This window comes from Tsukamurella tyrosinosolvens, from assembly GCF_900104775.1.
Lineage (GTDB): Bacteria > Actinomycetota > Actinomycetes > Mycobacteriales > Mycobacteriaceae > Tsukamurella > Tsukamurella tyrosinosolvens.
The window spans coordinates 3,815,306-3,841,444 of the sequence record NZ_FNSA01000003.1; the positions used below are offsets into that span (position 1 = coordinate 3,815,306).

Below are 26,139 nucleotides of genomic sequence, written 5' to 3' on the forward strand. Positions count from 1 at the left end.
GCCGGGGCGTGACGTCCCCGGCGGAAGTCGGTGCGGTGTGATCCCTACTTCGGCAGGATCGCGCCGGCGCTCAGGATCGCCTTGAGGATCTCCTGGGCGGCGGCCGGCCCCTGCGCGGACTGCAGGGAGTTGAAGGCCTGCGGGCTGGAGATCAGCGTGTTGACGAGCTGCGTTCCCTGCGAGCTGGTGAGGAACTCGGCGGCCTTGGGCCCCATCTCGAAGAGCGAGTTCACGCCCAGCGGCTGCGCCTGGCCGGGGATCGTCACCGTCGGCAGCTGCGGCAGCGCCACCTGCCCCAGACCGGGGATGGTCACCGAGGTGCCCTGCGGAGCGGTCGCCGCGGGAGCGGTCGCCTGCGGCGCCGTGGCGGCAGACGGGGTCGCGCCGCCCTGCAGCATCGGCACGCCCGAGACGATCGGGGAGGTACCCGTACCGGTGCTCGGGGTGACGGGAGCCGCGGCGGCGGGAGCGCCCGGCACGGCCGGGACGATCGGGGTCTGGGCCGGAGCCGTCGGCGCCGTCGCCGCAGGAGCGGTGGCGGCCGGAGCCGTCGCGGCCGGGGCGGCGGCGGCCGGAGCCGTCGCCGCGGGGGCGGCCGGGGCGGCGGGGGTCACGGGCACCGCGGGATCGACCTGCGGCGCGACGGGCTGGGCCACGACGGGCTGCTCGACGACGCCGCCCGGCTTGACCTTGCCGGTCAATTGCTGGATCACGCCGTTGGCGAGCACGGAGGCGTACTGGGTCTGCCCCTCGCGCGAGGTGAGCAGCGCCGCGTCGTCCGCGTTGGCCAGGTTGCCGAGGTTCGCGTAGACGAGCGGGATGTTCACCAGCGAAGCGAGGGCGTTGGTGGTCTTCGCGACGCCGTCCTGGCCGCCGAGGTACTGCGCCGGCACGAAGCCGCCGGCGCGGGTGGCGTCCCGGATCACGGTGGTCGCGGGGTCGCTGACCGCCTGCTGCGCCGTGACCTTGGAGTCGGTGACGCCCGGAGCGGCCGTCTCGAGAAGGAAGCCGCGCTGGGCCGCGTCCTGGACCGCGCTGTTGATGCTCACGGCGAGGTCGGCGCCGGACTTGTTGGCGGCCGCGGCGCGCTGGTCGACGCAACCGCCGAAGCCGGCGTCGTCCGCGCGAGACAGGATGACCTTGGCGCCCTGGGTCTTGAGCGCAGCCTCGACCATCTTGGCCACGGCGAAGTTCACGGAATGATCGGCGGTGCCGTTGGAGGCGATGGCCACCGGATTGACGCACGGCACCTGGCCGCCACGGCCATCGGCGACCTTGCGGGCCTGGTCGACGGCCGACGCGACGGAGGAGCCGGCGTCGAGGAACACGGTCTTGCCGGACAGCGGCTGGGCCGGGGCGGCGGGGGCGGGGTCGGCGGACGCGAGGCCGGGCGCGCCGAACAGCGCGACGGCCGCGGTCGCAAGCGAGCCTGCGAGGACACGGGTCTTCTTCATGGGCAGCTGGGCGCCGGGGAAGTGGCGCCGCTCTCCTTCCAAGTCTCTTGTGCAACTTTCGTCACATCAGTCACACGAGAAACAGTCAACCATCAATTGAGACTTTAGGAAAATCCCGTCGGTGATCGTTACCGGATCGTTACCAAGAGCCGCAGAGGCTCAGTCCTCGAGAATCGCCGAATCAGACTGCGCCGCAGCGGAGTACCGCAGCAGGGAGAGCACCGCCTGCGGGTCGGCCGGGGCGTCCGGGGCCGCCAGACAAGCCTGAACCCGGGTGTTGACCGCCTCCTCGTCGAGCCCGATACCGAGGAAGACCAGCACCGAGGCCGCCCCACCGCGTCCGCCCCGCTCCGGCGCCGTCCGGACGTGTCGCCCGACGGCGTGCACCTCGAGCCGAGTGCCATCCGCGGCGGTGACGAAGCCCTTCGTCCGGAAGACGCCGCGCGGCGGATCGGCGAGCAGGTCGGCGGTCGCCCGGGCGTCCAGGCGCCCGGTCTCGACGGTGACGGCGACGTACTCGTCGTGCAGGTGCCCGTGCGCCTCCCCGGTCGCGTGGCCGTGCGCGTGATCGTGGTCGTGCTCGCGCAGCGCCTCGTCCAGGGTGAGCTGGCGTGGGGAGTCCCGCCGCTGCGCGGCACGGCGCGCCAGTACCTCCGCGTCGATGAGCAGTTCCACCGGGACCACCGCGTCGACGGTCCCGACCACCGGCGCCGACGGTGCGTGCTCGCGCACCAACGCCCGCGCAGCGCCGGGGTCGCCGGCGAGGTCGATCTTGTTGAGCACCACCAGGTCGGCGAGGGCGAGGTGGTGGCGTAGGGAGGGATGCCGCTCCATCGTGCCGGCGAGGTGCGCGGCGTCCGCGACGTAGACGAGCCCGCCGTACTCGATCCGCGGGTCCCGGGCGAGCACCACGCGCCGCACCATCGCCGCGGGCTCGGCGAGCCCCGACGCCTCGACCACCACGAGGTCGAGATCGCGGGCCGCGAGGGCCCCGAGGACGTCCTCGAGCTCGTCGTCGTCGACGGTGCAGCACACACACCCGTTACTCAGCGACACGGTGCGCACGGCGCCGCTCCCGGACGCGCCCGAGACGAGCATCGCATCGATGTTGACCGCGCCGAAATCGTTGACCACGACGCCGATGCGGGCGTCGCCGGCTCCGGACAGCAGGTGGTTGAGCAGCGTTGATTTACCCGCACCCAGGTAGCCGGCGACCACGACGACCGGCACTGCGCGGGAGCTCACGACGCGCAGTCCTCGCACAGCACCGCCAGCTCCCGGTCCTGCGGCGGAGCGAGGTTCGCGACGTTCGAGGTCGGCGCGCCGCACGCCGTGCAGCGGCCGATCCGCTTCGCCGCCTCGGAGAAGTCGATGCGCATCCGCCGGTCGAAGACGTACATCGAGCCCTCCCAGAGCCCGCGGTCGCCGAACCGCTCGCCGTAGCGGGCGATGCCGCCGTCGAGCTGGTAGACCTCGCCGAAGCCGCGGTTGCGCATCACGGCGCTCAGGACCTCGCAGCGCACGCCGCCGGTGCAGTAGGTGATCACCGGGCGGTCCTTGAGGTGGTCGTACTCCCCCGCGTCGAGCAGCGTCACGAAATCACGGGTCGTCGTCGCCGGGGTCACCACGGCGCCGGCGAACCGGCCGATCTCGGCTTCGATGGCGTTGCGGCCGTCGAAGAAGACGGCGTCGGGCTTCTCCGCGACCAGCGCGTGCACCTCGTCGGGCGTCAGGTGCACTCCCCCGCCGCGGACGCCGTCCGCGTCGACCTCCACCTCGTCGGGGACGCCGAAGGTGACGATCTCGTCCCGCACCTTGACCGAGAGTCTCGGGAAGTCGTCGGCGGAACCGTCGGACCACTTCACGTCCGCGCCCTTGAAGGCGGGGTACTCGCGCACGGCGCGGACGTACCGCTTGACCGCGCGGATCTCGCCGCCGACGGTGACGTTGATCCCGTGGCGGGAGACGATGATCCGGCCGCGGAGACCGTTCGCCTCACACAGCGCCCGCTGCCACAGCCGGATCGCCTCCGGATCGGCCAGCGGGGCGAACACGTAGAACAGCACGACCTTGCCCATGACGCCCACCATTCTATCGGTGCCGCCTTGCGCTCAGCCTGCGTCCAACGGTTCCGACGACGACCCCACTCCCCTTCAATGGCCCCCATGCCTTTTCGCCTCCCCCGCCGCGCCGCAGCGCTCGCCACCGCCCTCGTCGCGGTGCTCGGCGTCGCCGCGTGCTCGTCGTCGACGGGGCCCGCGTACGACCCGTCCGCGCCGATCGCCGACCAGGTCCCGGCCGGCACCGTCATCACCGTGGCCGACCAGCAGTCCATCCTCAAGACGATGCTCACCGCGTCCGGGGAAGCGGCGAAGCTGGGGTTCGGCGTGAAGTTCGCGGACTTCGCCGGCGGCCCCGCGATCCTCGAGTCCTTCCGCGCCGACGCGACGCAGGTCGCGATCGTGGCCGACGTGCCCCCGATCCACGCCCGGATCGCGCGCTTCCCCAGTCCGATCATCAAGGCCTGGCAGCTCGACCGCGGCGGCGTCTCGACCGTCGCGCGCCCCGGCGTCCCCCTGCGCACCGCTGCCGACCTGCGCGGACGGAAGATCGGCTACGCGGAGGGCACCGCCCACCAGGCCATGGTCCTGCGCCTGCTGCGCTCGGCGGGCCTGTCGAAGCACGACGTCCAGCTGGTCCCGCTCCAGCTCACCGAGGTGGGCGAGGCCCTGGGCGCCGGCCAGATCGACATCGCCCCGCTGATGGAGCCGATCAGCACGAAGTACCGGCTCGCCCACCCGGACGCGCAGGTGCTGCCGGACGATCTCAACCAGGCGGCGCAGTCCGGCCTGATGTTCCTCTACTCGCCGCAGGCGGCGCTCGCGGATCCCGCCCGGGCCGCCGCCCTCAAGCGGCTCTCGGCCGCGGTCGACCGCGCCCGCGCGTGGGTGGACGCCGACAAGGACCGCTGGATCCGGACCTACTACGCGGGCGCGCTGAAGATCCCCGCCGCCGTCGGCCGCATCGCCTACGACGGCCAGGGCGGCTGGCGCTCCGTGCCGCTCGACCGCGCCCTCGTCGCGCGCCAGCAGAGCACCATCGACGTCCTCGCCGACTTCGGCGAGATCCCCGGCGGCCGCGTCTCCGCCGACGGTTCGGTCGACTTCCGGTTCGACACCCACCCCGCAACGTAAGGGCCCTCCCGTGACCTCTCCCCCGACCGGCCGCCTCGGTAGCGGCCTCGCCCACGACTCCGCCCCCGAGCAGCGACCCGGGGCACTCGATCCCGACCACGAGCTGCTGCCCCGCACGTCCACGCGCCGAGCGCTGGTCGATTCCCGCCCGATCGGCGCGTGGATCCTCGCCGGCCCCGCGCTGGTCGTCGCCCTGTGGGCGGGGGGCTCCGCGACCGGCGTCATCCCGGACACCGTCCTGTCCGCGCCGTGGACGGTCGCGAACACCGCGTGGAACCTCGCGCTCGACGGATCGCTGTGGTCCAACGTCTGGGCCTCCGCGCAGCGCGCGATCGTCGGCGGCGTCCTGGGCGTGACCCTCGCGGTCGTGCTGGCACTCCTCTCCGGACTCACCCGCCCCGGCGAGGCCCTCATCGACGGGACCGTCACCATCTACCGCGCGATCCCCGCGCTCGCGCTGCTGCCGTTGTTCATCGTCTGGTTCGGGATCGGCGAGGAGATGAAGATCGTCCTCATCACCCTGGCGGTCGCGACGCCGGTGTACCTCAACACCCACGCGGGCCTGCGCGGCATCGACCGCAAGTACGTGGAGCTCGCGGAGACCGTCGGCCTGAGCCGCGCGAAGTTCGTGCGCCACATCGCGATCCCCGGCGCGCTGCCCGGCTTCTTCACCGGCCTGCGGCTCGGTGCGACGGTGGCCTGGCTCGCCCTGGTCGTCGTCGAGCAGGTCGGCGCCTCCGACGGCATCGGCTACCTGATGTACAAGGCGCGGCTCTACGGCCTGACCGACGTCATCGTCGTGGGCCTCGCCGTGTACGCGCTCCTCGGCTTCAGCACCGACCTCCTCGTCCGCTTCTCCGCACGAAAGGCCCTGTCATGGCAGAGCACACTGGCCCACTGAGCACATCGACCGCGACCGACGAGAGCGGCGGCGCGGTGATCGAGGCCCGGAACCTGGTGCGCGGCTTCGACGGCCGCGCCGTCCTCCGCGGCATCGACCTCACGATCCGCCGCGGCGAGTTCGTCGCGCTGCTCGGCCGGTCCGGCTCCGGCAAGTCGACGCTGTTGCGCGCGATCGCCGGGCTCGACGACGGCGTCCCCGGCTCCGGTGTGCTCGAGGTCGATCCGCGACGCGCCGTGGTCTTCCAGGATTCCCGGCTGCTCCCCTGGTCGCGCGTTCTCGACAACGTCATCCTCGGCCTGGGCGGCGCCGACGCCGAGGCCGTGGGCCGCGAGCTCCTCCGCGAGGTCGAGCTGGACGGGCGCGAGAAGGCCTGGCCGCGTGAGCTCTCCGGAGGACAGCAGCAACGGGTCGCGCTCGCCCGCAGCCTGGTCCGCGAGCCGGCGGTGCTCCTGGCCGACGAGCCCTTCGGCGCGCTCGACGCGCTGACCAAGCTCAAGATGCACGACCTGCTCCGGCGCCTCGTCGCACGGCACCGCCCCGGGGTCCTGCTCATCACGCACGACGTCGACGAGGCCATCGCGCTCGCCGACCGGATCCTCGTGCTGGACCACGGCATCCTCTCCGTGGACCTCACCCTCGACGACGGTGCCGGGCGCCGGCCGGGCGAGCCCGGGTTCGCGGAACTACGCGGTTCGCTGCTCGACGCCCTCGGTGTGGAGCAGGATTCGGCGGTGGCCGCCACCGTATGACGATTCCCGATCACGCGCGCGGGTACGACGGATTCACCGGACGGATCGGCCGCTCCGAGGCCGAATCGGAGCCGGCCTGGCCGGCGGAGGTACGGGCCCGGCCCGGTGCGCCGAACATCATCGTGGTCCTCGTCGACGACATGGGCTTCTCGGACATCGGGCCGTACGGCTCGGAGATCCCCACTCCGCACCTGGACGCGCTCGCCGCCCGCGGCATCGTCTCCACCAACCACCACACCACCCCCGTGTGCTCGCCGGCCCGCGCCGCCCTGCTCACCGGGCTCAACCCGCACCGCGCGGGTTACGGCTCGGTCGCCAACTCCGACCCCGGCTTCCCGAACCTGCGCCTGAGTCTCGCCGACGACGTGCTCACCCTGCCGGAGATCCTCCGCGAATCCGGATACGCGACTCACGCCGTCGGCAAGTGGCACCTCGCGAAGGACTCGCGGCTCGGCCCGGACGCCGACCGCTCCTCCTGGCCGCTGCAGCGGGGCTTCGACCACTACTACGGCTCCCTGGAGGGCCTGAACTCCTTCTTCCACCCGAACCAGCTGGTGCGCGACAACACCGTCGACCCGGTGACCGAGTACCCGGAGGACTTCTACGTCACCGATGCGCTCACCGACACCGCGGTCTCGTGGATCAAGGACCTCCGGGCGCACGACGCGGAGAAGCCCTTCTTCCTGTACTTCGCGCACATCGCGATGCACGGCCCGCTGCAGGTCAAGGACGAGGACCTGCCCCGCGGGGAACTCGACTACGCCCGCGGCTGGGACGTCGTGCGCGAGCAGCGGTTCGCCCGGCAGCAGGAGCTCGGACTGTTCGGCCCCGACGTCCGGCCGGCGCGCCGCAACAGCGAGCCCGGCTACGACGTGCCGCCGTGGGACGAGCTCGATCCCGGCCGGCAGCGACGGTTCGCGCGGTACATGCAGGTGTACGCGGCCATGGTCCGCACCGTCGACGACAGCCTGGGCCGGCTGCTCGACACCGTCGAGCAGCTGGGCGAGCTGGACAACACGATCGTCGTCTTCACCTCGGACAACGGGGGCACCGCCGAGGGCGGCCCGGAGGGCACCCGCAGCTACTTCGCCGAGTTCGTGAAGTTCGCCGACGGCATCGGCCCCGACGGCTGGGAGGGCGATGTCGACCACCCGGAGGAGCTCATCGGCACCGCGCGGCTCGGCGTCCACTACCCGCGCGGCTGGGGGCAGGTGTCCAACACGCCCTTCCGCTTCTACAAGGGCCAGACCTTCGCGGGCGGCGTGCGCGTGCCCTTCGTCCTGTCCTGGCCCGCGGGCCTGCCGGAGGCGCGCGGCGTGCGCGAGCAGTTCTCCTTCGTCACCGACGTGGCGCCGACGCTGCTGGATCTGGCCGGAGTGGCGACGCCGTCCCATCGGCACGGTCTCCCCGCGCAGGAACGCGACGGGCTCTCCCAGCGCGCCGCGTGGTCCGACGCCGCCGCCCCGTCCGCCCGCACGCGCCAGTACTCGGAGTTCCGCGGCCACCGCGGCTACTACCGGGACGGCTGGAAGCTGCTCAGCCTGCACGGCCGGGGCGACGACCCGCTCGCCCCGCGCTGGCAGCTCTTCGACAACCGGGCCGATCCGGCCGAGACCGCCGACCTCGCCGAGCACCACCCCGACCTCGTCGCCGAACTGGCCGCCGAGTGGGAGCACGAGGCCTGGCGGAACACGGTCTTCCCCCTCGTGATCGACGGGTCCACCCGCAATCCGGCGGAACGGCGCCTCGCCGATCCCGTGCGCCTGCTGCCCGGCACACCCGTGCTCGAGCGGTACCGCTCGGCGAAGCTCGTGCAGTACCGGGACTTCCGCGTCGACATCGACGTCGATCTCGCCGACGGCGCCGAGGGCGTCCTCGTCGCACACGGCGACGCCCTGGGCGGCTACCTCGTCTACGTCGAGGACGGCGCGGTGGTGCTCGGCTACAACGCCTACGGCCGCTACGCGGAGGCCCGCACCGGTCCTGTGCCGCCCGGCCGGCACACCGTCTCCCTCACGGCGACGGTGCGCCCGAACCTGCGGTGGGACCTGGCGATCGGCGTCGACGGCGCCGAGGCCGCCGTCCTCCCGGACCGCGTCCAGCTCATCGGCATGGCGCCGTGGACCGGGATCTCCGTGGGCCTGGACGCCCGCGGGCCGGTCGCGTGGGAGCTGCGCGAGCGCCGCGGCGTCTTCCCGTACTCCGGTGCGCTGCACGCGGTCACGTACACACCGGAGGCCATCGGCGTCCCGTCGGACGACATCGACCGGCTGCAGCAGGAGGCCGAGGAGGAGGCGGACTGAGCGGATTGCGCCCGCGCTGAACGCAACCCTGGCCCCGTCGGGCCGGATCGGGTGTGCTGGATGCACTACGACGCACGCAACGGACCCCGGAGGCAGCCATGACCGCAACGCTCGATCCCACCACCGTCTCGCCCGAGATCACCGTGACCAAACTGGGCGAACACATCGGGGCGATCGTGCACGGGGTCCGGCTGGGCGGCGACATCGACGACGCGACCGCGGAGACGATCCTCGACCTGCTGGCCGAGCACGAGGTGATCTTCTTCCGCGGCCAGGACCACCTCGACGACGCCGGCCAGCACGCCTTCGCCGCGCGCCTGGGGGTGCCGACCACCCCCCACCCGACGGTCCGCTCCGACTCGGACCTGCTGCCCATCGAGGGCGCTGCCAACAGCTGGCACACCGACGTCTCCTTCGTCGACCGCGTACCGAAGGCGTCGATCCTGCGGCCCGTCGAGCTGCCGCCGCACGGCGGGAACACGACGTGGGCATCCACGACGCGCGCCTACGACCGGCTGCCGGCGCCGCTCAAGGCACTCGCGGAGAACCTGCGCGCGATCCACACGAACGACTACGACTACGCGGGCCACAACGCCACCTACCAGCGCGCCGAGTACCACAAGGAGTTCATCCGCACCATCTTCGAGGCGGAGCACCCCGTGGTGCGCGTGCACCCGGAGACCGGCCGGCGGTCCCTCCTGCTGGGGCATTTCGTGAAGTCCTTCGCGGGCCTGAGCACGCAGGACTCGGCGCCGATCCTCGCGCTGCTGCAGCGGCGGATCGAGAACCCCGACAACACCGTCCGCTGGGCGTGGCAGCCGGGCGACGTGGCGATCTGGGACAACCGCTCCACGCAGCACTTCGGCATCAACGACTACGGCGACCACACGCGCCTGCTGCGCCGCGTGACGCTCGCCGGCGACCTGCCGGTCGGCGTGGACGGCCGCGAGGGCGTGGCGCTCCGGGGCGACGCCTCGGACTACGCGCCCGTGACGCCCGCGCGCTCGCGCGGCTGATCCAGCCAGCTCAGGATCCGCTCGTACACGACGTCGGACTGCAGCAGGGTGAAGTGGTGCGCCCCACCCAGGTGCATTCCGGCGTCGTCGGTGAATCCGATCCGCCGGGCCTTCCCACGACCGCCCGCACTCGGCGCGAGCACGAGTCCGTCGCCCAGGAGGCGCCCCACCGGGTGCCGGGCGTCGCGGGTGAACGTGGCGGCGACGAAGAAGTGCTCCGCGCCGTCCAGGAGCGGGATCTCCGCCGCGGCGGCCGCGCCGAGCGCGTCGGCATCGCGGTCGCGCCAGTCCTCGTCCACGATCGACCCGCCGCGCAGGTCGCGGATCCCCGCGCTGCGTCGGCGCAGTAGCCGCCCGAACGGCGCCGTCTCCGGGATCGCGGTCAGCGCGGCGCTGCCGTAGTGCGCGGCCTGCTCGAGCGGGGCACCGAGGTGCGGCGTCCCGAGGCTGACGGTGGCCGACACAGCGGCCGGCCAGGCCATCACGGCCTCGTCGGCGAGGTGCGCCGCGCTGCGGGCGACGAGGCCGCCCATGGAGTGACCGATGAGCACGATGTCGGTGACGGGGACCGGCCACGCGGCGACGAGCCGCTCCAGCAGCTCCGCCAGGTCACGGCCGTTGTCGCTGATGTGCCGCCCGCTGTTGTACCGCACGTACACCGGGGTGGCACCGATGTCGACCGCGAGCCGCACCCCGTAGTCGTCGGCCTCCAGTCCGCCGACGCCCCAGGCGTGTTCGGTCTCGGTGAGCCCGTGCAGGAGCACCACGACGCGGCCCGTGGCGCCGTCGAAGACCTCGGCCGGGTCCAGCCGGCCGGGCGGGACCGGATCGTCGGCCAGGTGGACGACGGCACCGTCGGCCCGAACGGTCACCGGGTCCGCTGCGAGCGGTGATCCCTGGGCCTCGAGGTCGTCGCCGATGAGGCCGAGCACGGCTCCGATGAGCGCCGCCCCGCGCACCGTCTCCGACGGTGGCCGGTCCCCCGGCCAGTCCGCGCCGACGGACGCGACCCGCCCGACGGTCCGCGCGACGGCGCTGATCGTCGCGTAGACCCCGTCGGTGATGCCGTCGTGCAGCGCGCGCACCGGCGCGACCGCGGGACCGACGCCCAGGCGGACGTAGCGGAAGACCCGGTCGGAGATCGCCCGGTGCACACCATGCACGCCGCCCGCGGCGCCCGCGACTTCGCTACAGCCCAGCTCAGCGAGAGCACGCACCTCGGCGCGACGGCGCTCCTCGACAACACTCACGAAGATCGAGTGTACGAGTGTGCACTCGACCTGTCCAGCGGCACCGTCAGGCGCGGTACTCCCAGCCGGCGGCGACCCAGTCCGCGGACGGCATGCAGTTGCGGCCGTCGAGCAGCACGGGGTTGCGCACGACCGCGCCGACCACGGCCGGGTCCAACTCGCGGAACTGCGTCCACTCCGTGAGCACCAGCACCACGTCGGCGCCCTCGCAGGCCTCGAGCGCCGTGGTGGCGTAGTCGAGCGTCGGGAACACGCGGCGCGAATTGTCCATGGCCTCGGGGTCGTACACCGAGACCGCCGCGCCCTGCAGCTGGATCTGGCCGGCGATGTTGAGCGCCGGCGAGTCGCGCACGTCGTCCGAGTCCGGCTTGAAGGCCGCGCCGAGCACGGCCACCTTGGCGCCGAGAAGGGTGCCGCCGCAGGCCTCCCGAGCCAGGTCGACCATCCGGGTGCGGCGGCTCATGTTGATCGCGTCGACCTCGCGGAGCAGGCCGTGCATGTGGCCGGCGCCGAGCTCGCCCGAGCGGGCCATGAACGCGCGGATGTCCTTGGGCAGGCAGCCGCCGCCGAAGCCGATGCCCGCGCCGAGGAACTTGCGGCCGATGCGGGAGTCGACCCCGATCGCGTCGGCGAGGGCCACCACGTCGGCGCCCGCCGCCTCGCAGACCTCGGCGACGGCGTTGATGAACGAGATCTTGGTCGCCAGGAAGGCGTTCGCGGAGATCTTCACCAGCTCCGCGGTGGCGGTGTCAGTGACGAAGAACGGGGTGTCGCGGGCGAGGATCCCCGCGTAGACCTCGCGGGCGACCTCCTCGGCGCGGCCGCCGGGCTCGACACCCAGCACGAGGCGGTCGGGCTCGAGCGTGTCCTTGACGGCGTGGCCCTCGCGCAGGAACTCGGGGTTCCAGGCGAACTCGACGTTCACCCCGGCCGGCACCAGCTCGGCCGCGCGGGCGCGCAGCAGGTCCGTGGTGCCGACGGGGACCGTCGACTTGCCCAGGATCACCGCGTCGCGCCGCAGGTGGGGGACGAGCGAGTCGATCACGGAGTTCACGTAGGTCATGTCGGCCGCGAACTCGCCCTTGCGCTGCGGCGTGCCCACCGCGATGAAGTGCACGTCACCGAACGCGCCGGCCTCCTCGTAGGAGTCCGTGAAGCGCAGCCGGCCGGCCTCGATGTTCCGCTTGAGCACCGCGGGGAGCCCCGGCTCGTGGAAGGGCACCTTGCCCTCCGACAGCGCGGCGATCTTGCTGAGGTTGACGTCGACGCCGAGCACCTCGTGGCCCAGCTCCGCCATGCACGCCGCGTGCGTGGCTCCCAGGTACCCCGTACCCAGCACTGTGATCTTCATGCGCCGAAAGTAGGTCGGCGCCACCACGACACGGAAGGGCCGCGCGCCGGAGTTGGGCAAGGGTTACGCGGAGATTCACGAGCGCGCCCGCCGCGATCCCCCGCGTTCGTCTCGGGGTGGCCTCGGGTTCGCCTCGGCGTTACTGGGGCGGGGCGGCGGAATCGTCCGCTTCCGGTTCCGCGGGACGCGACGCGGGCGCACTCGGGCGCGGCGGCGCAGCGGTCGGGCCCGACGGGGCCGACGGGGCCGACGGGGCCGACGGGGCACCGTCGTACGACGAGGAGCCGCGACGGGGCTCCCGGCCCTCGCGGCCCTTGAGGATGCGCTTGGGCAGCCGGTTGACCAGGTCGCTCATCGGGTTGACTGCGGCGGTCATCAGCGCGACGGCCTCATTGAGCTCGGCCACCACGTCAGGGAGTTGGGAGACGGCGTCCAGCGTGCCGCCCGGGGCGATGGCGCGCTCGATGGCGCCCTCCTGGCCGAGGAGCTGGTCGACGATGCCGCCGTCGGCGATGGCGCGGTCGATGACCCCGTTGGGCTCGGTGAGCTTGTCGATGAGTCCGTCCTGGCCGGTGAGCTTGTCGAGGACGCCGTCCTTGGCGGCCAGCTTGTCCAGCACGCCGCCCTTCTCGGTCAGCTTGTCCAGCACACCGTCCTTGGACATGAGCTTCTCGAGCACGCCGTCGGGCGCGGTGAGCTTGTCGATGACGCCGCCCTCCGAGGTGAGGCGCTCGAGCACGCCCTCGGACTCCGTGATCTGGTCGACGACGCCGCCGGGCCGGGTGAGCCGGTCCAGGGGGCCGCCCTCGGTGGTCAGGCGGGTGACGGGGCTGTCCTCCTTGGTGGCCTGGTCCAGGAGGCCCCCGGGAGCGGTGAGCTTCTCGAGCATGCCGCCGGGCTCGGTGAGCCGGTCGACGACGCCGCCGGGCTTGAGCACGCGGTCGAGCGGTCCGCCGCGCGAGAGGATGATCCCGACGGGGCGGTCGGGTTCGAGCAGGGAGGCGAGGCGCTGCAGCAGTTGCATCGGCGTGGCGGAGGACATGCCCGCCTCCACGTGGAGTGCGTTGCTCACCTCCGTGTCGACGTTCTGCACGGCGAATCGGGTGACGGCGACGCCGCCCTCGATCGCCGACATCGCGGCGTCGGCGGTCGAGAACGCGACGCGCAGCGGTGTGGTGACGATGCCCTTGAGGTCCATAGCCGCCCATCGTAGGGGGCGCGATGAGAGGATCCGAGGTGAATCCACTCATTGAGCGAGGGCGGAGGTGACCCCGAGTGACCGCGCGTGCGTCCGACGATCTGCTGCCCCACCTGCGGCGCGCGCGGGATCACGCCGACCGCAACTACTCCGAGCCCCTGGACCTCGCCGCACTGGCCGCGATCTCGGGGATCAGCAAGTACCACTTCCAGCGGTTGTTCGTCGCGACCTACGGGGTGTCGCCCGCCGAGCATCTGTCGCGACGGCGCATCGAGCGGGCACAGGACCTGCTTCGCGCCACGAACCTGACGGTCACCGAGATCTGCACCGCGGTCGGCTTCGCGAGCCTCGGATCGTTCAGCAGCCGGTTCCGCGAGCTGGTGGGCGAATCGCCGACCGAGTTCCGCGCGCGCTGGTCCGACGGCGCCCCACGGATCCCGAGTTGCTACGTCTTCATGGCGGGCCTGGCGGAGCGGCACGCCCCGGCCGCCGAGTCCGCAAGCGAGGAGAAGCCGCCGGCGGCCGGGTCCTCCTAGGCTCGTCGCATGATCATCAAGAACATCTCGCTCGTATCGGTCTGGGTGCAGGACCTCGACGAATCCCTCCGCTTCTACACGGAGATCCTCGGATTCGAGCCCAAGGACGACATCACCATGGGCCCCGACTTCCGGTGGGTCACCGTCCGTCACCCCGCGCAGCCGGAGCTGCAGGTCCACTTGACCACCCCGTCGAGGCCGCTCTCGGACGACCTCATCGCCGCGATGCAGCGTGCCCAGGCCGACGGCGGCCTGCCCGGCCTGGGCCTCGCGGTCGAGGACTGCCGCGCGACGTACGAGGCGCTGTCCGCCAAGGGCGTCGAGTTCATTCAGCCGCCCGAGGAGCGCCCGTACGGCGTCGAGGCGCTGATGCGCGACAACTCGGGCAACTGGATGGTGCTCGTCGAGGCCCGCGAGTACACGCCGGAGGACTTCGAGGGAGTGACCTTCGACTGACGCCTAGGCGGGGCGGCGGACCGCCTCGACCGTCGCGGTCCAGCCCGCGGCGCCGTGGCCCAGGCCGATCGCGCGCTGCGCCACCGCGTCGACGGCCCGCAGCACCGAGACGTCGAGGCCGTAGTGGTCGGCGGCGTGCAGCACGTGCTCGACCCCGGCGGCGTCCATCACCAGATTCTCCTCCTCGCCCGGGTACACACCGGCGTCGACGTCCGCCGCCATGGCGGGGATGATCGAGGCCAGCAGTCCGCCGTTGCCGAGCAGGTGGGGCGCGAGGTCCGCGGCGGCGATCCCCTCCGCCCGCGCCAGCGCGAACGCGTGCACGATTCCCGCCATGCTCGTCCAGAAGTAGTCGAGCACGGCGACGTCGTACGCGGCCGCGAAGGCGTGGTCCTCGCCGAGGTACGTGGTGGCGCCGCCGAGGGCCCGCAGTGTGCTCTCGTGCCGCTCGAACGCGGACCGCGGGCCGGCGTAGAGGACCAGCGCATCGTCGGCGCCCACCATCGGCACGTTGACGACGATGGTGGCGTCGAGGTAGACGAGGCCCTCCTCCTTCGCCCACGCGGCGGCCTCCCGGGCGCGCTGCGGGACGTCGGAGCTCAGGTCCGCGAGCACCCGTCCGCGCAGGTCCGCGGCGAGCGGGCCGAGCACGGCGCGCGAGGCCGTCTGGTCGAGAAGGCAGACCACGACCAGGTCGGAAGCCCGGACGGCCTCCGCGGCGGTGGCCGTCTCCCGCGCACCCCGCGCGACGAGGCGATCCGCCTTCCCCGGCGTCCGGTTCCACACGGTGACGCGGTGCCCCGCGTCGACGAAGGCCGCGGCGATCGCGTGCCCCATGGCGCCGAGGCCGAGGACCGTGACGGTGGCGGTGCTGTCGCCCCCGCTCACGCGACGGCCTCCGCGGCCCCATCGCGGACCGGTTCGGGTCGCCTCAGGCTCTCGAAGATCCGGGCGGTGCCCTCGTCACCGAAGCCGAGGCCGACCTGTTCCGCGATGAGCGCCTGCACGGCGCGGATCGTCGACGAGTTCGCGCCGGCCTCGTCGCTGGCGCGGATGATGTCCGACAGGTCCGAGAAGTGCAGGCTCTGCTGGCCCGGCACGGTGTAGTCACCGCCGTCGACGATCTCCGCGTCGCGGGCGAAGGCCGGGACCATCGCCGCGACGAACGGGACCGCGCGGGCGGCGAAGTCGGCCGCCGGCATGCCCGCCGACGCGGCCATCGCCGCGCCGTGGAACAGGCCCGCGAACATCTGGTACATCGCCGCGAGCATGGCCAGGTCGACGAGAGACGCGGCGCCCGGGTCCGCACCGTCGTAGACGATCTCCGCCCACGTCTCGAGGACCGGACGGGTGCGCTCGTGGACCTCGGAGGCCCCGCTGACGAAGAGCTGAGCGCCCGGGCCGCCGATCATCGGCGGCGTCGCGAGGATCGCCCCGTTGAGGTAGTCGATGCCGTGCTCCGCGGCCCAGGCTCCGAGCTCACGCGCCTCGTCGGGCGTAGTGGTGGTCAGGTCGATCACAGTGCGGCCGCGGAGCTGCTCCGCGACGGGGTCGAGGGTCGCGCGGATCGAGGCGTAGCGGAGCAGGCAGGTGACGATCACCTCGCTGCGGTCGAGCGCCTCGGCGACGGTGCCGGCGCGGTGCGCGCCGCGCTCGACCAGCCCCTCGCCCCGGCCGGGGCTACGGTTCCACGCCGTGACGGCGTGGCCGCGGTCCAGCAGGGCGGCGGCGAGCGCGGTGCCCATGGCTCCCAGTCCGAGGATCGAGACGGTCTGCGGTTCGTGTGCTCTTGCGTTCTGCGGTGTCATGCCTCGATCATCGATAGCAACGGTCGGTTCCGTAAGTACCCACTAATTACTGGGGTACTTACCTTCTGGTGAGTGAGGTGGTCATGGCGAGATCGACGCGATCGGGCCCGTACATCTGCGGCATCGATGCCGCGCTGGACGTGGTGAGCGGGAAGTGGAAGGGCCTCATCCTGTGGGAGCTGGAGGCGCACGGCGTGCGGCGGTTCGCGGAGCTGCGCCGGGGGCTGCCGGGCGTGAGCGAGAAGATGCTCACGCAGCACCTACGGGAGATGGAGGAGGACGGGCTGGTGACCCGCGAGGTGTACGCGCAGGTGCCGCCGAAGGTCGAGTACTCGTTGACCGCGTCCGGCCTGGCGCTCAACGCGGCGCTCGCACCCCTGGGCGCCTGGGGGCGCGACCGCCTCCGGCGGGAGCGGATCGACACGGTGCCGCTCGCCCACGACCGGGAAGCGTCGGACAAAGTTGACACGTCGGAGATCTCCGACATATCCTCGACGGCGTGACCACCGGGACGGAGAGCACCGATCGCATCTTCCTCGCGCTCGCCAATCCCGTTCGCCGCGAACTGCTCCGGATCCTCGCCGAGGGGCCGCTCGCGGCGGGCGAGCTCAGCGAGCGGTTCGCGCTGAGCCGCCCAGCAGTGGCGGAGCACCTCAAGGTGCTCCGCGACGCGGGGCTCGTCGCCGACTCCCCCGACGGCCGCCGCCGGATCTACCGGCTCACCGCCGAGCCGCTGGCGGACCTCGGCGAGTGGTTGCACCCGTTCGAGAAGTTCTGGCGCGCACGGCTCTCCGCGCTCGCCGACGTCGCAGAGGAGTTGTGAATGGCTGTCATCGCGCTGGATCAGTTCGTCGCCGCCACACCGGCCGCCGTATGGCGCGCCCTGACCGAGCCGGAGCTGGTGCGCCGGTGGTGGGCGGAGGGCGACATCGGGGCCGAAGTGGGCCACGAGTTCACCCTGGACATGCCGGGTTTCGGCGCCCAGCCGTGCCGCGTCCTCGAGTCGGTCGCCCCGGAGCGCTTCGTCTACACCTTCACCACCGAGTGGACGCTGACCTGGACGCTGCGCGCCGAGGGGCGCGGCACCCGCGTCTTCTTGGAGCACAGCGGATTCGACCTGGACGACAAGCGCATGGCCGCCGCCTTCGAGCGCATGGGCCCGGGCTGGCGCGACGTGGTACTGCCGCGCCTCGCGGAGACCGCCGCCGCGCTCTGACCCGCGCCCGTCTGCGATGATCGGCTCGTGACCGACCGCTCCGTCCTCGCCGACCCCGTCAACGCCGCACTCTCCGGCCCGCACGCGCGGTTCCGGCTGTCCGCGGGCCGGATCCAGCGGTACCACCCCGACGTCTCCGTGTTCTACGGGCACCCGCGCGCGCTCACCGACGAGGACTACGCCGACGTCGCCCGCCTGACCGGCGCGGACCGGACGGCGCTCCTGCGCGACCGTGCGGCGCCGCTGCCGCCGGGGTGGACGGTGGTCGAGACGATCGGCCTGGTGCAGTACGACGGCAGCGGAGTGGAGACCGCACCCGAACCGGAGGCCGTGCGCCTCACCGCCGCCGACGTGCCCGAGATGACGGCCCTCGTCGAGCGGACCAAGCCCGGGCCGTTCCTGCCGCGCACGATCGAGCTGGGCACGTACCTCGGCATCCGCGACGCCGACGGGGCCCTCATCGCGATGGCCGGCGAGCGCATGCACCCGCAGGGGTGGACCGAGATCAGCGCGGTGTGCACCGCGCCCGAGGCGCGCGGGCGGGGTCTCGCCTCGCGACTGATCCGCGCCGTCGGCCACGGCATCCGCGAGCGCGGCGACGTCCCGTTCCTGCACACGTCGGACGACAACCCGGCACAGAAGCTCTACGACGCCATGGGCTTCCACCACACCAGCACGGTGCCGCTCGAAGTGGTCCGGGTCCCGTCGGACTAGGACCTACGCCGCGGGGGCACCCGCCGCGGCGGCGGGGCGGTCGGCGCCGAGCCGGACCGCAGCGGTGCACGCAGCGATGAGCAGCACCACGAGGAGCGCGCCGATACCGAAGGTCTCCCAATCGAAGGGCCCGGCGGCGGCACCGTCGGCCTGCTTGCGCGCGGAGCCCGACAGGAAGGGCACGACGAGCAGGACTCCGATGCCGGCGACGGCCTCGGCCGCGACGACCTTCGGGAAGTGGTGCAGGACCAGCCGGACGACGGTGTCCTCGTCGCCGGCGAGGCGCGCCCGCCGGATCGCGGGGATGAGGACGCGCACGTTGTAGACGCCCGCGGCGACCATGCCCGCGACCAGGACCAGCTTGATCAGCAGGTACCGGCCGTAGGGCGTGGTGACGAACTGCGCGAACGATCCGACGTGCACCCACGTCAGCCAGAGTCCGCTGACGCCGACCGCGATGACCGCGCCCATCGCCCACGCGCTGAACCGCACCCACATCCGCTCGAAGGCTCCCGCGCCGTCGGCGCCGGAGCGCCGCGCCCGCAGGCCCGCCGCCGCGAGCACGAACAGCCCGCCGAGCCAGACGACGCAGGCCAGGATGTGCGCCAGCTTGAGCACGCGATTGGCCGCGGCGTCCATGCCCACCACCGCCGTGGTGAGGCTGGGCGCCGACGCGGCGAGCATCACGACCGCGAAGCCCGCGCCCGCGACGGGCGCCGCGACCCGGCCGCGGAGCCGCCACACGACCACCAGGAGCACGACGGCGAGCGCGAACAGGCCGAGCTGCACCGTCGCCATCGCCGCCGCGGAGATCCACGCCCCCTTCTCCCTCGGCAGGTCGAGGTACGCGCCGAAGTTCGCCGGCGAGAGCGACTCCGCGAAGGAGACGCCCAGCTTGCTCCGCGCGATGCGCCCCGCGTACTGCGCATAGGCGGCGACCGCGGTGAACGCCGCGACGTACGGGGCCAGACCCCGCAGGGCGCGGTCGGCCGCGCCGCCCCGCGCCGCGGCCGGGAGCAGGAAGGCGACGGCGAGGAACAGGCCGCCGGCGAGCGCCAGCGCACCGAAGTACCCCACCTGGGTGAGGATGCGCCACAGCGGAGGGGCGGCCGGAGCGGCCGCCGCGAGATGCAAGGTAAGGCTCGTCATAGTCGAGTGAGACTAGCCTTACTTACCCGGTGTGACCAATCGGACAAAACCCCTCTTTACCTGGGGTTTTATTAGTTTCGACAAGGTGTCCGGTTCTCACGCGTGAGCATTCCGGGCCGAGAATTGATAGGATGATTCGGCCGCGAACGACGTCGCGGCGACAGCTCCGTGTATCTACCTGGCACGGCCCTCCGGGCACCCAAGGCGGCACGTCGACACGATGCGGCCACGCGCGCCGCGGAAAGGCCCCACGACGGTGACCGCCACCATGTCCCACGAGACGCCCTCCACGGAGATCCACTCCCCCGCACCGACGCTGATGTCGGTCGCGGGCCGCAGCTACTTCCCCGTGGCCTTCGTCGCACGTCTCCCGTTCGCCATGATGGTGGTCGGCGTGCTGACGCTGGTGGTCGCGGGCCGGGACTCGCTCGCCTTCGGCGGGCTGAGCTCGGCGATGGTCGGCATCGGCTCCGCCGCCGTCGGTCCGCTCGTCGGGGCGGCGGCCGACCGGTTCGGCCAGCGCCGGACGGTGCTCGCCGCGGGGATCGCGAACAGCCTTGCGCTGCTGCTCATGACGTGGGTCGTCTTCAGCCCCCTGCCCGGCTGGGCGGTGCTCGCATCGGCGGCACTGGTCGGGGCGAGCGCCCCACAGGTCGGGCCGATGTCGCGCAGCCGCCTGGTCACGATGATCACCACGAAGCTCCCGGAGGGGCGCCGGGTGCGGACGCTGCTGTCCGTGATGGCGTACGAGTCCGCCGCGGACGAGGTGATCTTCGTCTTCGGCCCCGTCATCGTCGGCCTGCTCGCGACCACGATGTCGCCCGCAGCCCCGATGATCGGAGCCGCGGTGCTGACCGTGCTCTTCGTCTCGGCGTTCGCCCTGCACCCCAGCGGGCGGGCCGCAGAGCAGCACGCCGACGGCGCGGTCATCCAGGCTCCGGCGCGCGAGCTCGCGAATCCCCTGCTGTTCACCGTGATCGCCGGCGTCTTCGGCATGGGCCTGTTCTTCGGGTCCACCCTCACCGGCCTCACCGCCTTCATGCGCGACGCGGGCAACGCCGAGTCCGCGGGCCTGTTCTACGGCGTCATGGGCGTCGGCTCCGCCGCGCTCGCCCTCGGCTCGGCGCTGCTCCCCGAGCGGTTCAGCATCGCCGCACGCTGGGTGAGCTTCGCGACGGTGCTGGTCTTCGGTGCCGTCCTCATCGCCGCCGCGCCGTCGCTGCCGCTGCTCGTGGCCGGCCTCGCCATCGCGGGCATCGGCGTCGGCCCGACGCTGGTGACCGAGTTCAGCCTGGGCGCCGAGCGCAGCCCGGTGGGCCGCTCCGCCACCGTCATGACGATCCTCGGCAGCAGCCTGATCCTGGGCCAGTCGCTGGCGTCGGCAGTGAACGGGGCGCTCGCGGAGAACGTCGGCACCGCGGCGGCGCAGTGCGCGCCGCTGGTCGCAGCCCTCGTCGTGCTGGGTGCGGGGATCGCGAACGCGGTGCTCTCCCGTCGTCAGTCGGCCGCGGCCGGTACCGCCGGCGACCAGCCCGGCCCCTTCACCACGTAACCCCACCGGTCGCGCCACGAGCGCGCGCCGCGCACGTCCCGCGCGATCGCCGCGTACTCGTGCGTCGCAACCTTGAGCGGGTTGTGCGTGTCGATGTTCTTCGTCAGCCCGAACCGCACCCGCTCCCCCTCCGGCTCGAACGTGCCGAACAGGCGGTCCCAGAGGATGAGGATGCCGCCGTAGTTGCGGTCGAGGTACGCCGCGTTCGAGCCGTGGTGCACGCGGTGGTGCGACGGGGTGTTCATCACGAATTCGACCGGCCGCCACAGCTTCCCGACGCGCTCGGTGTGGATGAAGAACTGGTAGAGCAGGCTCACCGACTGCTGCAGGAGGATCATCCACGGCGGGATGCCGATGAGCGCCAGCGGGATCCAGTAGGGCAGCGCGGTGAAGGGCGTCCACGTCTGGCGCAGCGCCGTCGAGAGGTTGTAGAACCGGCTCGAGTGGTGCACCACGTGGCTCGCCCACAACACGCGGACGGTGTGGTGGGTGCGGTGGTACCAGTAGTAGGCGAGGTCGTCGGCGACGAACAGCAGCACCCAGGTGAGCGGGTTCGTGGCCGGGAGGTGCACCGGCGCGAGCAGGTACGCGCCGGCCAGCGCGGCCAGCACCACCAGCTTCCAGCCCAGGTTGATGACGACGTTGCCGATGCCCATCGTGAGGCTCGTGCGCGCATCGCGCAGGTCGTAGCCGAGCTCGTCGTCGTCCGGCCGGAACCGGAACGAGAGGTACTCGAGCGCGAGGCACAGGACGAACACCGGGATGGCGGCGCGGATGAGGTCGAACACGGTGGCATCGGTGCTTTCTAGGAGGCCGCCGAGGCGGCGTCGAGGGCGGCGACGATCCCGGCCAGGAGGTCGGAGGCGGCGCGGTGCGCGGCGTCGCCGGCACCATCGGCGATGTGCCGGGCGAGGTCGAGGTGCGCCTGCCGATCCAGTAGCTCACCGTCGAGCCCGAGGGCGCCGAAGGTCCGCTCCCCCACGCCCCGCATGCCGGCGAGAAGAGTGTTGAGCGCGAGCCGGTAGGCGAGGTTTCCTGAGCCGTCGATCACGGCGGTCCAGAAGGCGGCGTCGGCGGTGTACCCGCCGTCGGGATAGCCCTGCGCGAGCGCGACGATCGCGTCCTTCTCCTCCGCGGTCGCGCGCTCGGCACACAGCCGCGCGGCGTCGGCGGCGATGGTGCGGCGCATCTCGGTGACGTCGCGCAGGACGCGCAGCGGGGGCACGACGCCCGCGGCGGCGACGGCGCTGAGCACGTCGAGCCCGGCGCTCTCCCGCCAATCGAGGACGCGCGTCTTGCCGCCCTGAGCGATGTGCACGAGTCCCGCCTGCCGCACCCCCTTGAGGGCTTCGCGGACCGCGTGCCGGTTCACGCCGAAGCGCTCGGCGAGTTCGCGCTCCGCGGGCAGCGGGTCGCCCGGGGCGAGGCGTCCGGACAGGATCTCGTCGACGATGCGCGCGAGCACCTCGTCCGAGACCGCGGTCCTGGCGATGGGGGTGACGTCCATGGCGAGCAGCATGGCACCCGGATCCAATCAGGTCAACTGGTTGGACCAGTTGTGTGACGTGCACACTGGGAAGGTGACCACGACCAGTGCCGGACTCCTGCTGTTCCGCCGCACCGACGGCACCGTCGAGGTGCTGCTCGGGCACATGGGCGGCCCGTTCTGGAGCCGCAAGGACGCGCACGCCTGGTCGATCCCCAAGGGCCTGTACACCGACGAGGAGCCCCTCGCCGCGGCGGAGCGCGAGTTCGCCGAGGAGCTGGGCTCGCCCGCCCCGCCCGGCCCGACGGTGCCCTTGGGCTCCGTCCGGCAGTCCGGAGGCAAGACGGTGACCGCGTACGCCCGCGAGGGCGATTTCGACGCGACGACGATCCACTCCAACGAATTCGAGCTGGAGTGGCCGCGCGGTTCGGGCCGGATGCAGAGCTTCCCGGAGATCGACCGTGCCGGCTGGTTCAGCGCCGAGGAGGCCGCGGAGAAGCTGGTGAAGGCGCAGTCGGCGTTCCTCGACCGGCTGCGGGAGCACCTGTCCGGAGCGTGAGCGCGGCGACACCCAGCGCGCAGGCCAGCGAGACAGCAGCGGCGGCGAGCGCGATGTGGTTCCAGCCGGCGACGGCGCCGGTGCCCGCGGCGAGGACGCCGGCGATCGTGATGCCCAGCGCGGAGCCGACGTAGCGGGCCGTGTTGTTCACGCCGCTGCCCATCGCGGCATCGGCCGCGGGGACGCTCGCGATCGCCTCGCGCGCCAGTCCGGTGTTGAGCAGACCGGAGGCGATACCCGCGACCAGGAGACCCGGGACGAGGCGGAGCGGGGAGGCACCGTCGGACAGACCCGCGGTGAGGAACAGGCCCAGCGCGACTCCCGCCAGCCCTCCGACGAGATGCGTGCGGCCGGACAGCACCCCGGCGAGGCGCGAGAAGCCCAGCGCCGCCACCGCGCTCGTCCCGGCCCACAGGGCGAGCAGGGCGCCGGCCTGCAGCGTACTGAGGCCGAGACCGCGGACGACGAAGGTGGCGGCGACGGACATCGCGGAGATGACGCCGATACCGGTGCCGAAGGCCGCGAGGGTCGCAGCGAGGAACCGCGGCCGCCGGAACAGCCCCGGGTCGACGAGTCGCGCACGGCCGTACCGCTGGCTCGCGACGAGTGCCGCGGCGAGCACGACGGCGCCCACCCCGAGGGCGGCTGCCGCCGCGCCGGCGCCGGCGCGGGCCTCGACCAGCGCCGCGACCGCGGCCGTGAGAGCCGCCGTGAGCAAGACGAAGCCGAGTGCGTCGAGCGGTCGGTCGGGATTGTGCGCGGGCCGCGCGGGGATGCGGCGCGCGGCGAGCCACAGCGCCGCGCCTCCCGCCGCGAGTACCACGTAGAACAGGCGCCACGCGCCGGCGAGGTCGAGGACACCGGTGAGGATCGGCCCGAGCGCGATGCCCGCACCCATCGACGAGCTCCACCACACCGCGGTGCGGGCGCGATGACCGTCGTGCTCGCTCACTGCGGCCAGGAGGCCCAGGCCGGTGGCGATCATGCCGGCGGCGCCGACGCCCGCGAGGATCCGGGCGGCCACGAACAGCGGCGCCGAGGCGACGGCCGCACACGCGAGGTTCGCGGCGACGAAGACGGCGGCACCGGCGAGGAAGACCCGCCGGTGGCCGATGCGGTCGGCGACCACCCCCGCGGTGACCAGCGCCGCGGCGAGCCCGACGCTCATCGAGGCCAGGATCCACGTGGCCGCGGCCGGGCCTGCGCGCAGTGCGGAGTTGAGCGTCACGGCGTTGCCGAGCGGCCCGGCGTAGGCGAGCATCGCCAGCAGCGTGCTCGCCGCGACGGTCGCGAGGACCCGCTCGTACCCCGATTCCAGTCTGGTCATGAGACTCATCATGCCGCAGGACGAGTCTGTTCACAAGACTCGATCGCGCTATGCTGGGGCCATGGCACTCGGGACGGGATACGAGGCGCAGCCCTGCCACCTGGCACGCGCCCTCGAAGTGATCGGCGAGCGGTGGACGATGCTCATCCTGCGTGACCTCTTCTACGGCGTGCGCCACTTCAGCGACCTGCTGGAGCACCTCGACGTCTCGCGCGGCGTGCTCACCGAGCGCCTCGACACCCTGGTCGCCGCCGGGGTGGTGACCCGCCGCAAGGTGGGGCGGACCGTCGAATACGAGCTCACGCCCGCCGGCGAGGAGTTGTGGCCCACACTCTTCGGCCTCATCCGCTGGGGCCGCCGCCACCTCGACGCCGACTTCCCGGCGCGAATCTTCGCGCACGCCACCTGCGGGACCGACCTGGAGGAGTCCGGCCTGTGCCCGCGCTGCGGCATCGTGCCGACCGTGCGCGACCTGGATTCGCGCCCGGGCGACGGGCCGAACCCGCGGCGCCGCGACGATCCGGTCGCCGTCGCGCTGCGCGACCGGCACCGGATGCTGACGCCGGTCCCCTGACGGGCCGTCAGTTGCGGTAGTTCTCCACGGTGTTCGTCGACCGGGGCGCCGCACCGTCCGGGTTCTCGCCGAACTCGCGCCGCGCGCGGCGCTGGCGCAGCAGGTCCCACGCCTGGTCGAGCTGGGTCTCGAGCACCTGGAGCCGCGCGTGCTCGTCGCTCTCGCTGATCTCGCCCGCGCCGAGCTTGTCCCGCAGCGCGTGCTCCTCCGCGATGAGGGCGTCGATCCGGGTGTGGACTGCGTCGTCGGTCATGATTCGATCCTGCCACCGATCCGCGCGTCGCGAGGGTCCACCGTCGAGGCGTCCCACCAACCCCTCGGCGCGAGTGGGCGGCGGACCGTCGAACCCCGGACACGAGAAAACCCCTCCGACCTACGTCGGAGGGGTCTTCTTCGGTGGAGCTAAGGGGACTCGAACCCCTGACCCCCACACTGCCAGTGTGGTGCGCTACCAGCTGCGCCATAGCCCCGTATTGCGTTGTTCACCTGCGGTTTCCCGCCCGGAGAACATTACAGGAGGCAGCTCTCGTGCACCAAATCGGCTGGTCAGTGCCGGTTTTACTTGAGGAGCGGGGTCAGCCAGTCGCCCTGCACGGTGATCTTCTCGCCGTTGTGCACGACGGTCGGCGTCCCGGTGCTGCCGATGTCCTGCATCACCTGGCTGCCGGTGCCGGCGTTCTGCGCGGACTCGACGGTGTACTTGCCGTCGCGGATGGCGGCGACGACGTCGGCGGGCAGCTCGACGCCCTTGGCCTTGGAACCGTCGGCGAGGACCGTCGCGATCTCAGCGTTGGTCTTGTCGCCCTTGCCCTCCTCGGGCTGGTTGGCGTACATCGCGGTGTGCGCGCCCATCCATGCCTTCTGCTTCTGGTCGTCGGGCAGCGAGGACTTGGCGATCGCCAGCAGGCCGCCCGCGGCGCGGTCGGAGTAGTCGCCCGACGGGCTGTTGCGGTTCAGGAACGAGAGCATGAAGAACTTCACCTGCAGCTTGCCATCGTCGATGGCCTTGGTGATCTGCTCGCCGTACTGGCGCTCCATGTTGCCGCAGGCGGGGCAGTACGGGTCCTCGAAGAAGGTCAGCTTCGTGGGAGCGTCGGCCTTGCCGAGCACGAAGGCCGGGGTCGCCTTGTCGATGGCGGCCTGCGCCTTGTCGGCGGGCGTCCCCTCCTTCTTACTCAGCAGCAGGACGCCGCCGATGACGACCACGATGACCACGAGGACGGCGATGCCGCCCAGCACGTAGGTCATGGTGTTGGACTGCTTCGCGGGAACGTACTTCGCGTTCTTACCCTTGCTCACGCCGACCACAATAGCGGCCGCCCGTGAGTGCGCAGGTCAGGCGG

Annotated in this window: 28 protein-coding genes and 1 tRNA gene; 14 read left to right on the forward strand and 15 right to left on the reverse strand. The window is 72.4% G+C overall.

The window, feature by feature from the left end; genetic code table 11:
* Positions 1-44: 44 nt before the first annotated feature.
* The 3 genes from BLW32_RS20855 to trhO all read right to left on the reverse strand — a co-directional run bounded on the left by BLW32_RS20855 (position 45) and on the right by trhO (position 3,532).
* Positions 45-1,454 carry an N-acetylmuramoyl-L-alanine amidase family protein gene (locus BLW32_RS20855; RefSeq protein ID WP_068626925.1) on the reverse strand — a complete coding sequence of 470 codons (1,410 nt, stop codon included), beginning with the start codon at positions 1,452-1,454 and terminating at the stop codon, positions 45-47.
* A gap of 159 nt (positions 1,455-1,613) precedes the next feature.
* Entirely contained in the window at positions 1,614-2,699 is a 1,086-nt protein-coding gene (locus BLW32_RS20860) for a CobW family GTP-binding protein (RefSeq protein ID WP_068739604.1), read from the reverse strand.
* Positions 2,696-3,532 (reverse strand): oxygen-dependent tRNA uridine(34) hydroxylase TrhO, encoded by an 837-nt coding sequence (gene trhO, locus BLW32_RS20865; RefSeq protein WP_068523229.1) that lies wholly within the window; start codon positions 3,530-3,532, stop codon positions 2,696-2,698. The genes BLW32_RS20860 and trhO overlap by 4 nt, the downstream gene beginning before the upstream one ends.
* 87 nt (positions 3,533-3,619) lie before the next feature.
* Between trhO and BLW32_RS20870 the strand changes: the two genes are divergently transcribed.
* The 5 genes from BLW32_RS20870 to BLW32_RS20890 all read left to right on the forward strand — a co-directional run bounded on the left by BLW32_RS20870 (position 3,620) and on the right by BLW32_RS20890 (position 9,620).
* Positions 3,620-4,648, forward strand: coding sequence for an ABC transporter substrate-binding protein (locus BLW32_RS20870; protein ID WP_068739606.1), 1,029 nt, complete (start codon positions 3,620-3,622; stop codon positions 4,646-4,648).
* Between the two features lie 10 nt (positions 4,649-4,658).
* Positions 4,659-5,549 (forward strand): ABC transporter permease, encoded by an 891-nt coding sequence (locus tag BLW32_RS20875; protein ID WP_068739608.1) that lies wholly within the window; start codon positions 4,659-4,661, stop codon positions 5,547-5,549.
* On the forward strand, positions 5,525-6,301 hold the full coding sequence (locus BLW32_RS20880; protein ID WP_068521866.1) for an ABC transporter ATP-binding protein: 777 nt from the start codon (positions 5,525-5,527) through the stop codon (positions 6,299-6,301). Before BLW32_RS20875 ends, BLW32_RS20880 begins: the two co-directional genes overlap by 25 nt.
* Positions 6,298-8,604, forward strand: a complete 2,307-nt coding sequence (locus BLW32_RS20885) for an arylsulfatase (protein WP_068739610.1) — start codon at positions 6,298-6,300, stop codon at positions 8,602-8,604. Before BLW32_RS20880 ends, BLW32_RS20885 begins: the two co-directional genes overlap by 4 nt.
* Positions 8,605-8,702: 98 nt before the next feature.
* Positions 8,703-9,620 carry a TauD/TfdA dioxygenase family protein gene (locus BLW32_RS20890; protein WP_068739612.1) on the forward strand — a complete coding sequence of 306 codons (918 nt, stop codon included), beginning with the start codon at positions 8,703-8,705 and terminating at the stop codon, positions 9,618-9,620.
* Here the strand turns inward: BLW32_RS20890 and BLW32_RS20895 are convergent.
* The 3 genes from BLW32_RS20895 to BLW32_RS20905 all read right to left on the reverse strand — a co-directional run bounded on the left by BLW32_RS20895 (position 9,584) and on the right by BLW32_RS20905 (position 13,419).
* Complete coding sequence (locus tag BLW32_RS20895) at positions 9,584-10,870, reverse strand: esterase/lipase family protein (RefSeq protein WP_068739613.1); 1,287 nt, start codon at positions 10,868-10,870, stop codon at positions 9,584-9,586. The genes BLW32_RS20890 and BLW32_RS20895 overlap by 37 nt on opposite strands.
* 46 nt (positions 10,871-10,916) lie before the next feature.
* Complete coding sequence (locus tag BLW32_RS20900; RefSeq protein ID WP_068739615.1) at positions 10,917-12,221, reverse strand: UDP-glucose dehydrogenase family protein; 1,305 nt, start codon at positions 12,219-12,221, stop codon at positions 10,917-10,919.
* A 139-nt stretch (positions 12,222-12,360) separates the two neighbouring features.
* Positions 12,361-13,419: a hypothetical protein gene (locus BLW32_RS20905; protein WP_068739617.1), complete on the reverse strand. Its 1,059-nt coding sequence runs from the start codon at positions 13,417-13,419 to the stop codon at positions 12,361-12,363.
* A gap of 77 nt (positions 13,420-13,496) precedes the next feature.
* On the opposite strand from BLW32_RS20905, the gene BLW32_RS20910 reads away from it, so the two are divergent.
* Positions 13,497-13,955: a helix-turn-helix domain-containing protein gene (locus tag BLW32_RS20910; RefSeq protein WP_068521886.1), complete on the forward strand. Its 459-nt coding sequence runs from the start codon at positions 13,497-13,499 to the stop codon at positions 13,953-13,955.
* A 12-nt stretch (positions 13,956-13,967) separates the two neighbouring features.
* Positions 13,968-14,411: a VOC family protein gene (locus tag BLW32_RS20915; RefSeq protein ID WP_068523230.1), complete on the forward strand. Its 444-nt coding sequence runs from the start codon at positions 13,968-13,970 to the stop codon at positions 14,409-14,411.
* Between the two features lie 3 nt (positions 14,412-14,414).
* Here the strand turns inward: BLW32_RS20915 and BLW32_RS20920 are convergent, their stop codons facing one another.
* Together BLW32_RS20920 and BLW32_RS20925 are read right to left on the reverse strand one after the other, a co-directional pair.
* The gene (locus BLW32_RS20920) at positions 14,415-15,299 is read right to left on the reverse strand and encodes an NAD(P)-dependent oxidoreductase (protein ID WP_068739618.1); all 885 of its coding nucleotides are present in this window, start codon (positions 15,297-15,299) and stop codon (positions 14,415-14,417) included.
* Positions 15,296-16,219 (reverse strand): NAD(P)-dependent oxidoreductase, encoded by a 924-nt coding sequence (locus BLW32_RS20925; protein ID WP_074850739.1) that lies wholly within the window; start codon positions 16,217-16,219, stop codon positions 15,296-15,298. Before BLW32_RS20925 ends, BLW32_RS20920 begins: the two co-directional genes overlap by 4 nt.
* 83 nt (positions 16,220-16,302) lie before the next feature.
* Here BLW32_RS20925 and BLW32_RS20930 point away from each other — a divergent pair, with 83 nt between their 5' ends.
* From BLW32_RS20930 to BLW32_RS20945, 4 genes are read left to right on the forward strand one after another with little or no spacing between them, the layout of a single operon-like run.
* Positions 16,303-16,722: a winged helix-turn-helix transcriptional regulator gene (locus tag BLW32_RS20930; protein ID WP_068739622.1), complete on the forward strand. Its 420-nt coding sequence runs from the start codon at positions 16,303-16,305 to the stop codon at positions 16,720-16,722.
* Complete coding sequence (locus tag BLW32_RS20935) at positions 16,719-17,042, forward strand: ArsR/SmtB family transcription factor (protein WP_068521896.1); 324 nt, start codon at positions 16,719-16,721, stop codon at positions 17,040-17,042. Before BLW32_RS20930 ends, BLW32_RS20935 begins: the two co-directional genes overlap by 4 nt.
* The gene (locus tag BLW32_RS20940) at positions 17,043-17,435 is read left to right on the forward strand and encodes an SRPBCC family protein (RefSeq protein WP_068521898.1); all 393 of its coding nucleotides are present in this window, start codon (positions 17,043-17,045) and stop codon (positions 17,433-17,435) included. It abuts the gene before it with no gap.
* 27 nt (positions 17,436-17,462) lie between these two features.
* Positions 17,463-18,149: a GNAT family N-acetyltransferase gene (locus BLW32_RS20945; RefSeq protein WP_068521900.1), complete on the forward strand. Its 687-nt coding sequence runs from the start codon at positions 17,463-17,465 to the stop codon at positions 18,147-18,149.
* A 3-nt stretch (positions 18,150-18,152) separates the two neighbouring features.
* Here the strand turns inward: BLW32_RS20945 and BLW32_RS20950 are convergent, their stop codons facing one another.
* Positions 18,153-19,298, reverse strand: coding sequence for a CopD family protein (locus BLW32_RS20950; protein WP_068739624.1), 1,146 nt, complete (start codon positions 19,296-19,298; stop codon positions 18,153-18,155).
* 256 nt (positions 19,299-19,554) lie between these two features.
* On the opposite strand from BLW32_RS20950, the gene BLW32_RS20955 reads away from it, so the two are divergent.
* Positions 19,555-20,850, forward strand: a complete 1,296-nt coding sequence (locus tag BLW32_RS20955) for an MFS transporter (protein WP_231857285.1) — start codon at positions 19,555-19,557, stop codon at positions 20,848-20,850.
* On the opposite strand, the gene BLW32_RS20960 is transcribed toward BLW32_RS20955, so the two are convergent.
* Together BLW32_RS20960 and BLW32_RS20965 are read right to left on the reverse strand one after the other, a co-directional pair.
* Positions 20,796-21,638, reverse strand: coding sequence for a sterol desaturase family protein (locus tag BLW32_RS20960; protein WP_068521904.1), 843 nt, complete (start codon positions 21,636-21,638; stop codon positions 20,796-20,798). The genes BLW32_RS20955 and BLW32_RS20960 overlap by 55 nt on opposite strands.
* Positions 21,639-21,655: 17 nt before the next feature.
* Entirely contained in the window at positions 21,656-22,357 is a 702-nt protein-coding gene (locus tag BLW32_RS20965; RefSeq protein ID WP_068523232.1) for a FadR/GntR family transcriptional regulator, read from the reverse strand.
* Positions 22,358-22,430: 73 nt separating this feature from the next.
* On the opposite strand from BLW32_RS20965, the gene BLW32_RS20970 reads away from it, so the two are divergent.
* Entirely contained in the window at positions 22,431-22,895 is a 465-nt protein-coding gene (locus BLW32_RS20970; protein ID WP_068739626.1) for an NUDIX hydrolase, read from the forward strand.
* On the opposite strand, the gene BLW32_RS20975 is transcribed toward BLW32_RS20970, so the two are convergent.
* On the reverse strand, positions 22,810-24,222 hold the full coding sequence (locus BLW32_RS20975; RefSeq protein ID WP_074850741.1) for an MFS transporter: 1,413 nt from the start codon (positions 24,220-24,222) through the stop codon (positions 22,810-22,812). The genes BLW32_RS20970 and BLW32_RS20975 overlap by 86 nt on opposite strands.
* Before the next feature lie 61 nt (positions 24,223-24,283).
* Between BLW32_RS20975 and BLW32_RS20980 the strand changes: the two genes are divergently transcribed.
* On the forward strand, positions 24,284-24,796 hold the full coding sequence (locus BLW32_RS20980; RefSeq protein ID WP_068739629.1) for a winged helix-turn-helix transcriptional regulator: 513 nt from the start codon (positions 24,284-24,286) through the stop codon (positions 24,794-24,796).
* 7 nt (positions 24,797-24,803) lie between these two features.
* On the opposite strand, the gene BLW32_RS20985 is transcribed toward BLW32_RS20980, so the two are convergent.
* The 3 genes from BLW32_RS20985 to BLW32_RS20995 form a co-directional block, all read right to left on the reverse strand.
* Positions 24,804-25,049: a DUF2630 family protein gene (locus BLW32_RS20985; RefSeq protein WP_068739631.1), complete on the reverse strand. Its 246-nt coding sequence runs from the start codon at positions 25,047-25,049 to the stop codon at positions 24,804-24,806.
* Positions 25,050-25,193: 144 nt separating this feature from the next.
* Positions 25,194-25,266: transfer RNA gene (locus BLW32_RS20990), tRNA-Ala, on the reverse strand.
* An 88-nt stretch (positions 25,267-25,354) separates the two neighbouring features.
* Positions 25,355-26,095, reverse strand: a complete 741-nt coding sequence (locus BLW32_RS20995; protein ID WP_139286278.1) for a DsbA family protein — start codon at positions 26,093-26,095, stop codon at positions 25,355-25,357.
* Positions 26,096-26,139: the final 44 nt, after the last annotated feature.